Origin of the sequence: Citrobacter sp. Cc139, from assembly GCF_030334645.1 — a bacterium.
In the GTDB taxonomy this organism is placed as follows: Bacteria; Pseudomonadota; Gammaproteobacteria; order Enterobacterales; family Enterobacteriaceae; genus Citrobacter; species Citrobacter werkmanii.
On the sequence record NZ_JAOWDM010000082.1, the window covers coordinates 254,638 to 271,399 of the forward strand.

Sequence of the window (16,762 nt, forward strand, 5' to 3'; positions counted from 1 at the left end):
TATCCATATGGTTACTGACGAATTAATGATGCCAATTCCTCCCGTTTTTCCATTAAAAGCACTTGAATAATTTGATTTTTTCCAGCATAGATCTCTTTGTTGTTTTTTTTCTGTGTCCAGCCAATGCGTTTTTGACGTGAGTCGTAGTTGAATAAATTTAGCAGAAATTCACGTTTGTCTTCCCCCATGATAGAGACAAGTATTTCCCCAGGGCTATTATCCTGGAAAATAACATGTTCGTGTGAGTTATTATGTAGCGCGATTGCTTTTAGTTTGGTGAGTTCTGCTACGTCCAAAACATCCTTATCGCAAGAAACGAGGTTTGATATATAGAAGTCGACACCAAATTCATTGCTTGTATTGCTGAACCAATCCATAACACGAAACATGAACAAATCCCAGGCGCAACCATGAATAATACCAAGAGAGTCGGGGTGATGATGGTTGATTTTTCGAAGTTTTTTTGCTAATTGGTTACTGTTCCTATTAAAAAGAATGTCTACACAAACAGCAATCTCTCGTAGCATCATCACTTGCAATTTTTCATCCATAAACTGTATAAGCACCTCAAGCTTATGTTCATTTTTATCTTTCGTAGTGATATCCAATATCTTGGTTTCTAGTAGCAATAATTCAGTTAAAGCAAATTGGTGATCAAGTAAATTAAACTCCCCATTCTGATGCCAAGAAAGGAAATTTCTAAATAACGGAGCGATGCTTTCCTCGCATTGCTCAAGGAAATATTTTTTGTACATCTCCCGCCAGGATTCATCCAGTGGGCCCTCAATTTTTGATAACGCAGTCATGACAGCAAAGGTTTTTCTGCCATATTCGATATTTTCAGGCTTGTTGTCAAAATGTTTTCTATTTTCAAAAAGATATAAATAAGGATTGATGTTTCGGTAATCTATCCCTAAAGACTGTATTCGTCCCAGTTGTTTTCTTAGCTCTGGACCAAATTTCTCTTTATATCCTAATGAATAAATAAATGAGGCCGCGTTTGAGTCGAAATATGTTCCTGTTCCTGCAAGATAAGGAACCACTCCTTCGGTTCCTACCATGTTCGCATCAATAACCCATAAGGATTGCCCCCTAAAAATGGAGCAGATTCCCGTTGAACTATCTACTACTCTGTTCTGTAGTTTAAATGGACCATGATCATCGTTAGTGGCGTAGATGATTCGCCAGCCCTTCAACAAATCGAAATGCCGTTCATATATGTTAAGTGCTTCAAGTGGAGAAGATGTAGCAGTTATTTGATAAAATACTCGCCGTAGTTCATAATCATCCATTGAAATATCTTTCCTCAAAAGTGTAGTGGTTTACTGAGTTAGAAGCTAAGCTAATGTTGACTAGACATAGGGATTGCCTCGGGTTAATTGAAAATTTACTCGGTTTTTTTCTTATGCCACCGCCAACAGTAAACCGCAAACCAGAGCATAAAGCCTCCAGCGCTAACGCCATTATACCCTATTCCTTTTCACGCCTAATACTTATTCATCAGATAAATCAGACCCAGACCCTTGTCCCAAATCTGGCGAAGCAACTCGCAGTCGAAATCTCGCCTGTTTATCTGGATTTGACGACATTTTCTCTCTGCTGGTTGCCACCTACTTCTTTGCCGAAGATTTTTCCTTAACACTCATCCGCGCCCGAAGGTTGCGAAGGGCAATGGTTTGTATGGCAGGTTGTCAGGAAATGCTTATAAGAAGGAGCCCTTTTGCTAGTTCATGAAGTTCTCCGAAAGTAAACTCACCTTTACATGAAGAATATTACATTAAATCAAATCGATACAAACCATATTGTTTATGAACTAGATTTCCACACAACATTAGTTAAATGATGTAATGCGCACAAAGTCATAGAGTTAAATCCCCATCAATCTTTCGTTTGCTGGCATTTGGACATTGGTTGACACCACTACTAACTTATCGTTTTTTTACGATGTCACCACATCAGCTTATGCTGTCGGTTATGAAAGCCTGCCCCATTTCAGCCGGGAAAATTCGAGACTGTTTGGGGAGTTAAATTTTGTAGAACAACGTATTTGCTGCTATCGGAGACTGAACGAAGCCGAAATACTCATAGAATGCCCGAGCTTGGCCATCAATAGCATGTACCATGATGGCTTTGATGCCCACTTGATCGGCTAAGTTGGAAATTCGCAGTACCGCATCATTAAGCAGCCATTTTCCGAAACTATGCCCCTGAGTACAGACATCAACAGCAAGACGTCCCAGCAGAACGACCGGAACCGGGTCGGGCATATTCTGACGTAAACTACGGCCTAAATCAGCATGACTCACGGACCCGGTTGCAATGGAATAGTAACCCACAACACGCTGAGTAGATTCAAGACAAATGACGAATGTGCGAGATGCGTTGAGGTACTGATTTTTAATCGCCCGTCGACGTAGCCAATCATTTAACACGTCATTACCGCAATCAAATAGCTGGAGATCATGCCCTTCGGTCAGCAACACCGGTGTCGTGACGTTTATTTCCATTCGGGCTTCACATTCATCAGGCGTTGACGCCCTTCAACGTTCTGAACCGGCGCTTCAAGCTGTTCAATGAAAGACTGATAACGGGCATCGTCAAGGACGAATACTCGTTGATCCAAAATGATATTCTGGGCCTCATGCACGGCCTTCTCAATGATGAAGTCAGTACGGTTTTTATTGACCAAACTTGCGGCGTAGTCAATTACCGCACGTTCCTCATCAGTAGCCCGGATATTAATTTGCTTATCACGAGTCGGTTTACGGGCGCTGCTTTGCATGGTTATCTCCTGTTGGTAACAAATTGCTATACACTACTTTAGCTAAATTGGTAACGGATTGCTATACGAGAAAGAGTTCTTCTATCGTGATTAGCCTGAAGTGTCAGCCTTGTCCGCCCTCTTCTTTTTACAGTTTCAGCGAATGTTCCTTGGAAGATCAGTGCCGATTTGGGCCATTGCTGGTCGTTCCGCTTTCTTGTAATCTGTCTCGTTGCACGACTGACAAAATCTGGAAATACCGAACTGGACTTCATATGAATGCTCATACTTCAAAAGACCCTTTACATGGCGTAACGCTAGAAATGCAGGTCAATGTGCTGGTCGATCGTTTTGGTTGGGCCGAGCTTGCTCAACGCATTAATATCAACTGCTTTAAAAATGAACCGAGCGTTAAATCCAGTTTAAAATTTCTGCGCCGTACGCCGTGGGCGCGTGCTGAAGTTGAAGCGCTCTATCTTGATTCGCTGCATGACGTGACCCCGTTCAACAACACTGCACCTGCTATTGATCCCTGGGCTAACAGCCGCAACAAGAAAAAATAAGAGCAAAGTCTGATGCCAGCATCCGGTTTCTTTTCAGGAAAATATCAGAAAAAACTGGCGAATATCTTCGTCCGTTGCCATGCCAGATTACCGCGAACTAACCTGAAATGGTTCGCGGTACTTGTGGGTAGTATGTTGTTACTTGGCAGTTGCTCTTCACAGCCGCCCGGTTCCAAAGTCACCCCACTACCTCCGGTGAGCAAACCGCAACAGAGTAAGGAGCCGGTGCGTGGAATCTGGCTGGCGACGGTTTCCCGTCTGGACTGGCCGCCGATCTCATCAGTGAATGTCAGTTCCCCTGCCATCCGTATCAGCCTGCAGCAGAAAGCGTTGACGGATAAGCTGGATAACCTGAAACGTCTTGGCATCAACACCGTTTTTTTCCAGGTCAAACCCGATGGTACCGCATTGTGGCAATCTAAAATCTTGCCGTGGTCAGATACGCTAACCGGCACGATTGGTCAGGATCCGGGTTACGATCCGCTACAGTTTATGCTCGATGAAGCGCATAAACGCGGCATGAAAGTTCATGCCTGGTTTAACCCTTACCGCGTATCCGTTAATCTCAAACCATCAACGATCACCGAATTAAACAGCACGCTGTCGCAGACGCCCTCCAGCGTTTATGTCCTGCACCGGGACTGGATCCGCACCTCGGGTGAGCGTTTTGTACTGGATCCCGGTATTCCCGAAGTGCGCGACTGGATCACCAGCATCGTGGCGGAAGTGGTGGAAAATTATCCGGTCGACGGCGTGCAGTTTGATGACTACTTCTATACCGAGTCTCCCGGTTCAGCGCTTAACGACAGCCAGACCTTCAGAAAATATGGTCAGGGATTTGATTCCAAAGCTGACTGGCGGCGCGATAACACGCAACGATTGATCGCCCAGGTTTCGCGGACCATTAAGAAACTTAAGCCTGAGGTGGAATTTGGCGTCAGCCCCGCCGGTGTATGGCGCAATCGTTCTCACGATCCTGCGGGTTCCGACACCCGTGGCGCAGCAGCGTATGACGAATCTTATGCCGATACTCGTCGCTGGGTACAATTAGGCTTGCTGGACTACATCGCCCCACAGTTGTACTGGCCTTTTGCCCGTGATGCGGCGCGATACGATGTGCTGGCGAAGTGGTGGGCAGATGTTGTGAAATCAACCAACACCCGCCTTTACATTGGAGTGGCGCTGTATAAAGTCGGCGAACCTTCACGAAAAGAGCCTGACTGGACAGTCAAAGGCGGCGTGCCAGAGCTGAAAAAGCAGCTCGATCTGAACGAGTCCGAACCACACATCAACGGCACCATCCTGTTTCGCGAAGATTATCTTAATCAGCCGCAAACGCAGGAGGCCGTAACCTATATTCGCAGCCGTTGGGGGCGTTAATGGTTATCTTCAGGTCAGTGTAGCGACTGAACCTGCATCACCGGGACAGTAACCGGCGGACATTATCATTAATTTGTTTCTGGATCGTATCCAGCGTGGTTTGCGTTATCTGCTCGGGATATTTGTCTCTGGCGATAGCGCTCAGCACTGACGCAGAGTGGCAGATCTTTTCGATTATGGCGTTCACCTGGTCAGCAGAGAGCTCAGCTTCCTGAACGCCAAGCAACTGAAGGTGCTTTCTTTCGATATCCAGCGCCTCCCCCAGCACGTCCATTTGGTGGTACCCGCCGGGTCCTTCACACCAGGTAACGTCGTAAGCCGGAGCCAGAGTCCAGTTTCCATCGGCTGACATTAAATAAGCAAAGTTCTTCGGATGATCGTCACGATTGTTGAATGCCACGTTGAAAACCACGCGTTCGAACGCTTTCGCCTTTTCTCTGACATCATTGGTACAAATCTGCGTGGCGCGCAGAAAATCCCGGTAATCTAAAGCGCCGGGTAACTGGTAATTTGCGCCGGTTAGAGCCGCCAGACTCTGCATTGGAATACGTACTGACTGGTCACGGTCGAAACGGCGGGTGGCAAAGGCCGCCTGCCCACCAGTCAGATCAAAATATGCCGTATCGGGCGTGCTAATCCCACATTGACGCAAGCATTCAGCATAAACCGCTTCGATGGCGCATACTTCAGCATGCTCATGCCTGGCGGGAAATTTAATCAACCAGCTTTCGCTCCCGGGTAGCGGCGCAGTAGTAAATTTTGACGTGACACTGTCACGATAAAGTAGCGCTTTTGGCCTTGCCCCTTGTGGCGAACCGCCCATCTGAAGCAATTTTTGCAAGAATTCCCCGCCGTCTCCACTCAGGACTTCCTGCACCTCAGCGGCAAGTTGTTCGAGAGGCACATCCTCTTTTGAAATCTTCTCGACATCTGACTGAACGGGCTGGAAAGTCATGGCGCCCATCGCGTTGTTGCCGACCCAGGTTAAGCGCTCCAAAGGACCTATGCGCGCTGCGTTTAGTCCGCGGCGTTTAAATAATCGGTCCATCAACAGCATACCCCAGCCATCAGGTAACGAATCATAGACTGGTCCAGGTAATCCCAATTGATGAGCCGGGAAATCCCTGCGTAGACGTGGACCGTTCAGCGGTAACATCAGCCGGGACAGTTCCAGTCCCTTACGTATGGCGTCTTCACTGTATTCAAAGGCGATCAACGGGCGTCCGGTCAGGGCTGTGGAAGACACCAGTTTTCCCCACAGCCATTTTTCACCCCAACCTTCATAAATGACATCAACTTGTTCAGGCATCAGAATTTTTCCTTTTCACCCGCTGGCGTGCCGCGCTCCTCTCATAACGCAAAATATCATCCAGACTGTCAATCCTGGGTTTGAATAAACCCTCCAGGGCATCGCCATAACCTAACACCATTGCGACTTTGACCAGATTCTCAAATCCTACGTTCTTACCTGTTTCCAGATTCGAAACGGTATTCACACCGACACCTGAACGCGCGGCAACCTCAGCCTGCGTCATTTGCCGCGCGAGTCGTTCTTTACGCAATCTGTCACAGAGTAGTTTGACGATATCAGCAGCCGTATTGAGTGTTAAATCCATAATATTGGCCCTTATTTGGATAAATGCCAGTTTACACACAATATTATAGAGTTAAAGTGAGATTGATACAAAACAGATAACATATGTTTTGATGGATTTAACGTCATAAATCCGTCATAAGACCCATCATACTATATTTACATCATGGACGGATGCGGTGGTTAATCTGCCGAAATGCAGATTAAATGCCCGCGATGCTCGCGATTAACGATAGTCATGAAATCCGTTTTCTTCACTACGTGAGTAGTGCATGGGCTGACTGCTTCGATATCATAAAAGTTATGCCCAGTGGGAAGAAAGAACTCGGCCATTCCCAGCATCATTGGCGCCTGCTGACTGGCCAGGATGAGCCCATCAGTGCGCCGGCGAATGACTATTCTACCTTCGGTCAACAACCAGATCCCATTTTCACCCTGAGAGTCCATAATAAAAGAACCGCTACGATATAGCGATTGGGCTTCAGAAAGTGGCAGTAATGCATTGAAAAAGTTGATAATAATCAGGCTGAACAGCAACTCCCAGACGGTGTTGCCGCTCAGGTTGCGGTCTATTCAGCTCAGCATTTTGAAGCATTATCATTGCTACGGAAAATACTCTTGCGTATGACCAGTTGGATGCACTACCTGTACCTTGATCATTAATCGACTGTCCGGGTGCAGTGATTGCGCCCGGACCTCACTCGACGCTCAGGCGGTAGCAGGTTCTGGTAATCTAAATGAAGAGACCAGCAACGCCAGTTGTTCCGCCTCTTCTTTCAGGGCCTGGGTACGTGCTGCGGCATCATCAATTAACGAGGCATTCTGCTGAACGGTGCTGTCCATTTCGGTAACGGCCAGCGTGACTTCGGAAACGCCTTTACGCTGTTCTTCGCCTGCAACGCGTATTTCCCCCATCAACTGACGCACCTGCCGTACGTTATTGACCAGTTCTCCCAGCCGTTCGCCTGCATTGTGAATTTGCTGACTTCCGCTACCAACATGAGATACGGATTCATCAATTAATGCTTTAATTTCCTGCGCGGCGGTGGCGCTACGCTGGGCCAGCGTATGTACTTCAGAGGCGACAACGGCGAATCCTCTACCCGCATCGCCCGCTCTGGCGGCTTCAACGGCGGCGTTCAGGGCCAGAATATTGGTCTGGAACGCAATGCTGTCAATCACCGCGACAATTTCCACCATTCTGCCGGATGACGCGCTGACGTTATCCATTGTTGAGATCACGCCCTGCATAACATCGCCACAGCGGTTGGCCGTTTGCGCGGTGCTATCGGATAGCTCATCCGCCAGTTGCGTATTACTGGCATTTTGATGAACGGTCGCATTTAACTGTTCCATCGCCGCCGAACTCTCTTCCAGCGCAGCGGCCTGCTGCGTGACGCGAGATGAAAGTTCCATATTGCTGTCTGCCAGGCTGACGGCATTATTCGCCACCACCACGCTACTGCTTCTGACGGTGATCAGAATGGCTGAGATTTTATCGACGAACAGATTAAACGCCTCGGCGATAGCCGAAATCTCATCTTTGCCGCGCACATCCAGACGACGGGTAAGATCGCCTTCGCCCTGCGCAATATCATCGAGCGCCTGGCGGGTATCATCGAGACGCGAAATCAGTCGGCGAACCACCAGCCAGGATCCCACCAGCAATAGCGTCATAATTGGGATCAACACTTCCAGCACGTCCTGCATCATCACTTTGGCGAGACCGACGATGCGTGATTCAGGCGTCACCAGCCCCACGACCCAGCCGGTATCCGCCATCGGGAATAGCATTACCCGGGTCGGCGTATTCAACACATTGTCGTTAGCAAGCGTAATCGTCTTCACCCCATCTGCCGGGCGTAAAGATTTAAGACCGTTTTCCACCGGGATAAGCCATTGCGCGCTTTGCGCCAGATCGTTAATGGTTTTGTGTTTTGTCAGGTCTGCCTGCGGGAAGTAGAGAATTTGTCCCTGTTTATCCACCACGAACGCGTAACCACCGGTGCTGTTTCCCTGCTGTTGCATAAAGGTGGCAACGTTATCGAGACGAATATCGGTAGTGGCGACGCCGGCAAACTTACCGGCCAGTTGATAAGGAACGCTGCAGGTTACCATGTTGACCCCGGAACTGGCATCCTGGTAAACATCAGACCATAAGCAGCTGTTTTGTGAATGTCCCTTGGCATGCTGATACCAGCTTTCATTGTGGTATCCGCTTGATCCTTCGACGTTATAGTCGTTGGAGTACATCAGCTTTCCTTCAGCGTTACGCGCCCAGAAAAAGCTGCGTTTTTCTACGCCTGCGGTGAAGGCGTCTGGTTCTGGCCAAATGCCGCCGCCGGTAATGATCGACTCTTTATCTTCACCTATCAAATGTGGAACAACGCTTTGATATAGCGATTCATCGTTGGGCAGCACTTCGGCCAGTCGCGACAAACCGACGGTCTCACCTTCAATTCGCGACAACACGGTACTTAACTGACGGGTTAAACCTTGCCCCGTTTCTTCGATCAGGGCGGAATTGATTTCAACGACGCGCGGCTGCCCTCGCCAGAGCATAATTGCAACAATAACAAGTGTAGTGACTGCAAGCAGCAGAATGCCACCAATGGTTAAACGCGTTGAAATACGAGTAGGATACCAGGCCATACAAACTCCTTCTGCAAAAGGCTAACTTTTACCCAGTATCGGCACCGGCGTTTTTATCTTTATAAAGTTTCCTTAAGTATTGCAAAATAAATAAGTGACAGCGTCACAAATAGCAAAACCCAGCACTTTGGCCGGGTTTTAATAACGCTTTAATTTTATTTCGATAATTCTTTTTTGATTTCTTCTTTTATTTTACTTAATTCGCTCTGCGGATGTTTTTTACAAAGTTCTACGGTCAGAGGTACTGCGGTCGTGACGGTTTCGTTATAGTCGACGTAATCACCACCTTTGAAATCTTCGTCTTCATTAAGCACCCAGAAAGCCACCGGAGCCATGGTCTGCGGGTTCAGATCAATGAATTCCTGGCAGCTCATGCCTTTCGGCGTCACTTCAGTTTTCGCGCTATCAGTGGCTGCATTGACGCTAACACTGGTTAACAGCGCTGCGACCAGAATACCTGCTGTAGAAAGGGAGAATTTATTCATTGTAGTACTCCATTTATAATATAGATAATATCTACACTCGCGCTTCAAACCGTTAATGTAGTTCGCAAAAAATAATACCCCTACCGTTATAAGAATAAAGGTTGCCATTATTGATTTGGCTGAAATTGATATTTCCTATTACCGATTCTGATGTTTGAGGGGAAATGTTGCCGACAATGTGATCGTTCCGACGAAATCAGCAGATTCATACCCCGCTCTCCTGTCGCTGCACCAAAACTGAACTACGCTGCACAAATGTTGATCATTAGTTAATGAATGTGGTTTGAATTTTAACAAAAGCAGCCAGCATGTCGCTGTTAGCGACCTGGCACGCGTCCTGCATTGTTAATTCACTAACAGTGAGCCGTCTTCTGACAGACAACTAACAGCGAGAAGGTAATGACAGCGAAACCTGAATTATTTACCCGCATAGAACAGACCTTCAGCCAGCTTACGCCGAGCGAAAAGCGCGTAGCCGGGTGGCTGTTAGCCCACGGTGTACAGATCCCTTTTGAAACCGCGGATGGCATCGCTAAAGCGGCAGGAACCAGCGGCATTACCGTAGGACGCTATCTGCGTAAGCTGGGCTTTCGTAATCTGGAGGATGCAAAAGCCAGCCTGCGTGAGCTGCCGGTTGTCCCCTATCAACCCTGGGGAATGAACGAGCGGCTGGATTCCTGGCACCAGCAGCAAAGCCTGCCGGATCGCGCGCAGCAGTCGCTGTTACTGGAAATCGACGCCATTACCCATGTCTATCAACTCGCGCAAAGCGAAACATTTTTACGCATTGCGCAGCAGCTGGCGCATGCGGAAGCGGTTTACATCCTCGGGATCCAGTCTACACGTGGGATTGCCAACGCCTTTTTTAGTCATCTTGAATACCTGCGGCCTAAAGTCAGCTACTCCGAAGGGCTTTCCGGCAGTTGGGTCGAGTCGCTGAATTCGGGATTTAACCAGCCATACGTGGTGATCACCGACATGCGTGCCTACTCCGCTATCTCCCGACAATATTGCCGTGTCGCGACAGAACGCCATATTCCACTGGCGCTGATCACCGATGTGTGGTGTCCGTGGGCCAGAGATTATGCACTTGATCTACTCCAGGTAAAAACTGACACCGGACATTTCTGGGATTCTCTGGCTCCCGTGAGCTGTCTGTTCAACTTATTACTCTCTGCGGTGGTGGAGCAACTTGGTGATTCCCTCGCAGGACGCCTGCAAACCAATCGCCAGTTACAACAACAGTTTGGTCAATTCGAACAATAAACAGGAAATGTGCTATGTCAGAAACCCCAGAACTGGTCGATCTGTCGGTGATATTCCCGTCGCTGCATATCGATCTCAAATACGCCACGGCCGACAACATTACCGGCGCGCCTATCTACCGGGAAGCGCGCTGCCTGTTACACCGCGAGGCGGTAACCGCGCTGGCTAAAAGCATCAGTATCGCGCAACTGGCGGGCCTGAAGCTTGTAGTGTATGACGCGTATCGCCCCCAGCAGGCGCAGGCGGTGCTGTGGAATGCGTGCCCGGATCCCCAGTACGTCGTCGATGTGGCGATTGGATCCAATCACAGCCGCGGAACGGCCATCGACGTTACGCTGATGGACGATCGTGGCAATGTTCTCGATATGGGCGCTGATTTTGATGAGATGCACGACCGTTCTCATGCCTGGCACCCTTCTGTTCCACCAGCCGCGCAGCGTAACCGGTTGTTACTCAACGCCATTATGTTCGGTGGCGGTTTTGTCGGCATTAACAGCGAGTGGTGGCATTTTGAATTACCTGATGCCGCGCGTTATCCGCTGCTTGACGACCAGACAGCCTGTTTCCCTGTTCCCCCCATAACAACACAACATCCCTTTTAATTCTGGAGCCTGGTTATGAAGACTACACCTGCGTTAAATGCGTTTTTTCGCCCCGCTCTGATCGCCATTACGCTGGCATTTGCCCTCCCTGCCGCGCAGGCCGTCGTGCCTAAAGATATGTTGGTCATCGGTAAAGCCGCCGACCCGCAGACGCTCGACCCCGCCGTGACCATCGATAACAACGACTGGACGGTCACCTATCCCTCTTATCAGCGTCTGGTTCAGTACAAAACCGAAGGCGGTAAAGGCTCAACGGAAGTTGAAGGTGATTTAGCCAGCGGCTGGAAAGCCTCTGACGATCAGAAAGAGTGGACGTTCACCCTGAAAAACGATGCCAAATTCGCCGACGGTACGCCGGTGACGGCAGATGCAGTAAAACAATCCTTTGAGCGCCTGCTCAAAATTGGCCAGGGACCCGCTGAAGCATTCCCGAAAGATCTGAAGGTTGAGGCCATTGATGACAACACGGTGAAATTTACCCTCAGCCAGCCGTTCGCACCCTTCCTGTATACGCTGGCAAATGACGGGGCCTCAATTATCAACCCGGCAATCTTAAAAGAACATGCCGCAGACGATGCCCGCGGATTCCTGGCGCAGAACACGGCAGGCTCCGGTCCTTTCATGCTGAAAAGCTGGCAAAAAGGACAACAACTGGTACTGGTGCCAAACCCGCATTATTCCGGGGCCAAACCAACGTTTAAGCGGGTTTCGGTAAAAATCATTGGTGAAAGCGCCTCCCGTCGCCTGCAATTGTCGCGGGGCGATATCGACATTGCCGACGCGCTTCCGGTCGACCAGTTGGCCGCTTTAAAACAGGAAGGCAAAGTTAACGTAGTGGATTATCCCTCGCTGCGCGTGACCTATCTGTATCTGAACAACAGTAAAGCGCCGCTCAATCAGGTGGATTTACGCCGCGCCATCTCATGGGCCACCGATTATAAAGGCATGGTGAATGGGATCCTCAGTGGCAATGGTAAACAGATGCGCGGTCCGATCCCTGAAGGTATGTGGGGTTTTGATGACAAGGCTATGCAGTACAGTTTTGATGAAGCCAAAGCGAAAGCCGCATGGGACAAGGTCGCGAACAAACCCGAGAGCCTGAGTTTCTTGTATTCAGATAATGACCCTAACTGGGAGCCGATTGCCCTCTCTACCCAGGCCAGTCTCAACAAACTGGGTATTAAGGTGAAGCTGGAAAAACTGGCGAATGCCACCATGCGTGACCGTGTGGGTAAAGGGGATTACGACATTGCTATCGGTAACTGGAGTCCGGATTTCGCCGACCCGTACATGTTCATTAACTACTGGTTTGAGTCAGATAAAAAAGGTCTGCCGGGTAACCGTTCATTCTATGAAAACAGTGAGGTCGATAAGCTGCTGCGTAGCGCATTAGCCACCACCGATCCGGTCGCCAGAACCAATGATTACCAGCAGGCGCAAACCATCGTGATTGATGAAGCGGCCTACGTCTATTTATTCCAGAAAAACTATCAACTGGCGATGAACAAAGACGTCAAAGGATTTGTATTTAACCCCATGCTGGAACAGGTCTTCAATATCTCCACCATGAGTAAATAAGCCACGTTGATGCGGAGCCACTCAGGCTCCGCAAGGGGAAGCTAATGACGTTCTGGAGCATTTTACGCCAGCGATGCTGGGGACTTATTCTGGTGGTTATCGGTGTTTGCGTGATCACCTTTATTATTTCGCACCTGATCCCAGGCGACCCCGCGCGGTTGCTGGCGGGCGATCGCGCCAGCGATGAAATTGTTGAAAATATTCGCCAACAGCTGGGGCTGAACCAACCGCTGTATGTGCAGTTCTTTCGCTATGTGAGCGATATCTTTCAGGGCGACTTAGGCACCTCTATTCGCACCGGACGCCCGGTACTGGATGAACTGCGTATCTTCTTTCCCGCCACCCTGGAGCTGGCTTTCTGCTCTTTGTTGCTGGCGCTGTGATCGGTATTCCGTTAGGTATTTTATCTGCAGTCTGGCGCAACCGTTGGCTTGATCACCTCGTTCGCCTGATGGCGATTACCGGCATCTCCACGCCTGCATTCTGGCTGGGGCTGGGGGTTATCGTGCTGTTTTACGGTCATCTGCAAATTTTGCCCGGCGGTGGACGGTTAGACGACTGGCTGGATCCACCGGCTCATGTCACCGGCTTCTACCTGATTGATGCCCTGCTGGAAGGCAATGGCGAAGTCTTTTTCAATGCGCTCCAGCACCTGATCCTGCCGTCACTGACGCTGGCTTTTGTGCACTTAGGGATCGTTGCCCGCCAGATTCGCTCCGCCATGCTGGAGCAACTGAGTGAAGATTACATTCGTACCGCGCGCGCCAGCGGGCTACCGGGCTGGTACATCGTGTTGTGTTACGCGTTGCCGAATGCGCTTATTCCATCAATAACCGTGCTCGGCCTGGCATTGGGCGATCTGCTCTACGGTGCGGTACTGACCGAAACGGTCTTCGCCTGGCCGGGAATGGGCGCCTGGGTGGTAACGTCGATTCAGGCGCTCGACTTCCCGGCGGTAATGGGATTTGCCGTAGTGGTCTCTTTCGCTTATGTGCTGGTCAACCTGGCGGTTGATTTACTCTACCTGTGGATTGACCCACGTATTGGACGCGGAGGTGCTGAATGATGCTCACTCAAGAAACGCCGACCGCCCCACAGACTGCTCGTCGTCGTACGGACTGGGCGAAATTGTTGTGGATGATGAAAAGCAGCCCGCTGACGCTGATAGGCGGGGTCATCATTGTACTGATACTGTTGCTGATGGTGCTGTCACCGTGGATTACGCCTTACGATCCTAATGCCATCAATTTAAGTGCGCGCCTGCTGCCACCGTCTGCGTCCCATTGGTTTGGTACCGATGAAGTGGGCCGCGATCTGTTCAGCCGTGTTCTGGTCGGAAGCCAGCAGTCGGTCGTCGCTGGTCTGGTGGTGGTGGGAATTGCTGGCGGATTGGGTTCGCTGCTGGGTTGTCTGTCTGGCGTCATGGGGGGACGCGCCGATGCAATTATCATGCGAATAATGGACATCATGCTGTCCATCCCTTCGCTGGTACTGACAATGGCGCTGGCCGCTGCGCTGGGACCCAGCCTGTTTAACGCCATGCTGGCGATTGCCATCGTACGTATTCCTTTTTATGTGCGCCTCGCCCGCGGTCAAACGTTAGTGGTGCGTCAGTTTACCTATGTCCAGGCTGCGCGGACCTACGGCGCTTCTCGCTGGCACCTGATTAGCTGGCACATTTTACGTAACTCTCTACCGCCGCTGATTGTGCAGGCGTCGCTGGATATCGGCAGCGCGATCCTGATGGCCGCCACGCTCGGGTTTATTGGTCTGGGCGCACAGCAGCCCAGCGCGGAATGGGGAGCGATGGTGGCGATAGGCCGCAACTACGTGCTCGATCAGTGGTGGTATTGCGCTTTTCCCGGCGCCGCAATTCTGATTACCGCCGTGGGCTTTAATCTTTTTGGCGATGGTATTCGCGACCTGCTGGATCCGAAAGCCGGAGGAAAACAGTCATGACACAACCCGTACTGGAAATCGAGGATTTGCATCTGAGTTTCCCCGGCTATAAAGCTGACGTGCATGCGCTGAACCATGTTTCGCTGCATATCAACCGTGGAGAAATTGTCGGCGTGGTCGGTGAATCCGGTTCCGGCAAGTCCGTGACGGCGATGCTTACCATGCGGCTGCTGCCGGAGGGCAGCTATCATATTCACCAGGGACGCGTTTCGCTACTGGGTGAAGATGTGCTCAACGCCAGCGAAAAGCAAATGCGTCAATGGCGCGGCGCACGCGTTGCGATGATCTTTCAGGAGCCCATGACCGCGCTTAATCCCACGCGATGTATCGGCCAGCAGATGGTGGAAGTTATCCGCCATCACCAGGCGCTAAGCCGCACGGATGCTCGCCAGAAAGCCATCGCTTTACTGGAAGAGATGCAAATTCCGGACGCGGCGGAAGTGATGAAACGCTTCCCGTTTGAGCTTTCCGGCGGTATGCGCCAGCGGGTGATGATTGCGCTGGCCTTTTCCTGCGAGCCGGAACTGATCATTGCCGATGAACCGACCACCGCACTTGACGTCACGGTACAGCTGCAGGTGCTGCGTTTATTGAAGCTAAAAGCGCGCGCCAGCGGGACAGCCGTGTTATTTATCAGCCACGATATGGCGGTGGTTTCACAATTGTGCGACCGGTTATACGTCATGTATGCCGGAAGCGTGATTGAGAGCGGCCCAACACAAACCGTTATTCAGCATCCGACGCACCCCTATTCCATCGGCTTGCTGAAATGTGCGCCGGAACACGGCGAACCGCGCGCATTGCTGCCAGCCATTCCCGGAACCGTACCGAATTTAACCCGCTTACCGAGCGGATGCGCTTTTCGCGAACGCTGTTTTGCCGCCGGCCCACGCTGTGACGAGACGCCTGCATTAAGCAGTCAGGGAGGCGCGGATCAACAATCGGCCTGCTGGTATCCGCAACTGGAGACAACACATGTCTGAATTTTTACTGGCCCTGCAGGATGTTCATGTCAGCTTTCCCGCGCGTAAAAACTGGCTCGGCAAGGTTACCGAACGGGTGCATGCGCTCAACGGTCTGGATTTACAGATTCGTCAGGGAGAAACGCTGGGGATTGTCGGTGAATCCGGCTGCGGAAAAAGTACGCTGGCGCAACTGCTGATGGGGATGCTGCAACCCAGTCAGGGAAACTACTCTCGCCGCGATGGCAAGCAGCACAATGGTATGCAGATGGTCTTTCAGGACCCGCTTTCATCGCTTGATCCGCGCTTACCGGTGTGGCGAATTATCACCGAACCGGTGTGGATCCAGAAGCGAAGCTCCGAGCGTGAACGCCGCATTCTTGCCGAAGATTTGGCGCAACAGGTAGGGATCCGCCCTGAATATCTCGACCGTCTGCCGCATGCGTTCTCCGGCGGGCAGCGTCAGCGTATTGCCATTGCTCGGGCGTTGTCGTCAGAGCCGGACGTGATTGTACTGGATGAACCCACTTCGGCGCTGGATATCTCCGTGCAGGCGCAAATTCTTAACCTGCTGGTGTCATTGCAGGCACGCAGAAATCTGACCTATGTGCTGATATCGCATAACGTGTCGGTGGTTCGCCATATGAGCGATCGCGTGGCGGTGATGTACCTTGGGCAAATTGTTGAACTGGGAGAAACGCAGCAGGTTCTTACTCATCCTGCTCATCCCTACACGCGATTATTACTGGACTCCGTCCCTAAAACGGGAGCACCGCTGGCGGAGGATTTAGTATTACGGAAAACCGAACTACCGGGGAACCGAACGCTGCCTGAGGGCTGTTTTTTTCGTGACAGATGTCCGTTGGCGATCCGTGGCTGTGAGAATAAACAGATCTTGCTGTCCAGCGAATCAGGATGTGAGGTTCGCTGCTGGCGGGCGGTTAACGTGAGCTGAACGCG

The 16,762-nt window shown here is 50.6% G+C and carries 16 protein-coding genes and 3 pseudogenes; 11 read left to right on the forward strand and 8 right to left on the reverse strand.

All coding sequences use genetic code 11. The annotated features are described in order from the left end of the window. Positions 1-11: 11 nt before the first annotated feature. A complete protein-coding gene (locus tag OGV69_RS13440; RefSeq protein ID WP_069325055.1) occupies positions 12-1,292 on the reverse strand; it encodes a hypothetical protein in 1,281 nt (426 codons plus the stop codon). Positions 1,293-1,928: 636 nt separating this feature from the next. On the opposite strand from OGV69_RS13440, the pseudogene OGV69_RS13445 reads away from it, so the two are divergent. Beyond that, positions 1,929-2,024, forward strand: a pseudogene (locus OGV69_RS13445) (AraC family transcriptional regulator); the annotation flags it as partial. Here OGV69_RS13445 and OGV69_RS13450 read toward each other — a convergent pair. Both OGV69_RS13450 and OGV69_RS13455 read right to left on the reverse strand, forming a co-directional pair. Next, positions 2,025-2,507: a GNAT family N-acetyltransferase gene (locus OGV69_RS13450; RefSeq protein WP_077223955.1), complete on the reverse strand. Its 483-nt coding sequence runs from the start codon at positions 2,505-2,507 to the stop codon at positions 2,025-2,027. Then, positions 2,498-2,782, reverse strand: a complete 285-nt coding sequence (locus OGV69_RS13455; protein WP_038640582.1) for a type II toxin-antitoxin system TacA family antitoxin — start codon at positions 2,780-2,782, stop codon at positions 2,498-2,500. The genes OGV69_RS13450 and OGV69_RS13455 overlap by 10 nt, the downstream gene beginning before the upstream one ends. Positions 2,783-3,036: 254 nt before the next feature. Between OGV69_RS13455 and OGV69_RS13460 the strand changes: the two genes are divergently transcribed. Together OGV69_RS13460 and OGV69_RS13465 are read left to right on the forward strand one after the other, a co-directional pair. Beyond that, complete coding sequence (locus tag OGV69_RS13460; protein ID WP_038640585.1) at positions 3,037-3,324, forward strand: VF530 family protein; 288 nt, start codon at positions 3,037-3,039, stop codon at positions 3,322-3,324. A 12-nt stretch (positions 3,325-3,336) separates the two neighbouring features. Further along, positions 3,337-4,704, forward strand: a complete 1,368-nt coding sequence (locus tag OGV69_RS13465; RefSeq protein WP_069325056.1) for a glycoside hydrolase family 10-like protein — start codon at positions 3,337-3,339, stop codon at positions 4,702-4,704. Positions 4,705-4,741: 37 nt separating this feature from the next. Here OGV69_RS13465 and OGV69_RS13470 read toward each other — a convergent pair whose 3' ends face one another. The 3 genes from OGV69_RS13470 to OGV69_RS13480 all read right to left on the reverse strand — a co-directional run bounded on the left by OGV69_RS13470 (position 4,742) and on the right by OGV69_RS13480 (position 6,745). Beyond that, positions 4,742-6,013, reverse strand: a complete 1,272-nt coding sequence (locus tag OGV69_RS13470) for a type II toxin-antitoxin system HipA family toxin (protein WP_069325057.1) — start codon at positions 6,011-6,013, stop codon at positions 4,742-4,744. Beyond that, positions 6,006-6,320: a helix-turn-helix domain-containing protein gene (locus OGV69_RS13475; protein WP_038640591.1), complete on the reverse strand. Its 315-nt coding sequence runs from the start codon at positions 6,318-6,320 to the stop codon at positions 6,006-6,008. Before OGV69_RS13475 ends, OGV69_RS13470 begins: the two co-directional genes overlap by 8 nt. 161 nt (positions 6,321-6,481) lie before the next feature. Further along, complete coding sequence (locus OGV69_RS13480; RefSeq protein ID WP_227409093.1) at positions 6,482-6,745, reverse strand: cyclic nucleotide-binding domain-containing protein; 264 nt, start codon at positions 6,743-6,745, stop codon at positions 6,482-6,484. Positions 6,746-6,805: 60 nt separating this feature from the next. Between OGV69_RS13480 and OGV69_RS13485 the strand changes: the two are divergent. Further along, positions 6,806-6,961, forward strand: a pseudogene (locus OGV69_RS13485) (hypothetical protein); the annotation flags it as partial. Positions 6,962-7,006: 45 nt separating this feature from the next. Here the strand turns inward: OGV69_RS13485 and OGV69_RS13490 are convergent. Further along, positions 7,007-8,950, reverse strand: a complete 1,944-nt coding sequence (locus OGV69_RS13490) for a methyl-accepting chemotaxis protein (protein WP_286469287.1) — start codon at positions 8,948-8,950, stop codon at positions 7,007-7,009. Between the two features lie 155 nt (positions 8,951-9,105). Continuing rightward, positions 9,106-9,435, reverse strand: coding sequence for an acid-activated periplasmic chaperone HdeB (hdeB, locus tag OGV69_RS13495; RefSeq protein ID WP_038640596.1), 330 nt, complete (start codon positions 9,433-9,435; stop codon positions 9,106-9,108). A 399-nt stretch (positions 9,436-9,834) separates the two neighbouring features. On the opposite strand from hdeB, the gene OGV69_RS13500 reads away from it, so the two are divergent. The 7 genes and pseudogenes from OGV69_RS13500 (at position 9,835) to OGV69_RS13530 (ending at position 16,757) form a co-directional block, all read left to right on the forward strand. Continuing rightward, positions 9,835-10,701, forward strand: coding sequence for a MurR/RpiR family transcriptional regulator (locus OGV69_RS13500; RefSeq protein ID WP_038640598.1), 867 nt, complete (start codon positions 9,835-9,837; stop codon positions 10,699-10,701). Between the two features lie 14 nt (positions 10,702-10,715). Beyond that, on the forward strand, positions 10,716-11,303 hold the full coding sequence (ddpX, locus tag OGV69_RS13505) for a D-alanyl-D-alanine dipeptidase (RefSeq protein ID WP_069325060.1): 588 nt from the start codon (positions 10,716-10,718) through the stop codon (positions 11,301-11,303). A 15-nt stretch (positions 11,304-11,318) separates the two neighbouring features. Further along, a complete protein-coding gene (locus OGV69_RS13510; protein ID WP_069325061.1) occupies positions 11,319-12,881 on the forward strand; it encodes an ABC transporter substrate-binding protein in 1,563 nt (520 codons plus the stop codon). 44 nt (positions 12,882-12,925) lie between these two features. Further along, positions 12,926-13,947: pseudogene (locus OGV69_RS13515) on the forward strand (ABC transporter permease). Beyond that, on the forward strand, positions 13,944-14,840 hold the full coding sequence (gene ddpC / locus OGV69_RS13520) for a D,D-dipeptide ABC transporter permease (RefSeq protein ID WP_038640605.1): 897 nt from the start codon (positions 13,944-13,946) through the stop codon (positions 14,838-14,840). The pseudogene OGV69_RS13515 and the gene ddpC overlap by 4 nt, the downstream one beginning before the upstream one ends. Further along, positions 14,837-15,823, forward strand: coding sequence for an ABC transporter ATP-binding protein (locus OGV69_RS13525; RefSeq protein WP_286469288.1), 987 nt, complete (start codon positions 14,837-14,839; stop codon positions 15,821-15,823). The genes ddpC and OGV69_RS13525 overlap by 4 nt, the downstream gene beginning before the upstream one ends. Next, positions 15,816-16,757 carry an ABC transporter ATP-binding protein gene (locus OGV69_RS13530; protein WP_038640609.1) on the forward strand — a complete coding sequence of 314 codons (942 nt, stop codon included), beginning with the start codon at positions 15,816-15,818 and terminating at the stop codon, positions 16,755-16,757. The genes OGV69_RS13525 and OGV69_RS13530 overlap by 8 nt, the downstream gene beginning before the upstream one ends. Positions 16,758-16,762 lie beyond the last annotated feature (5 nt).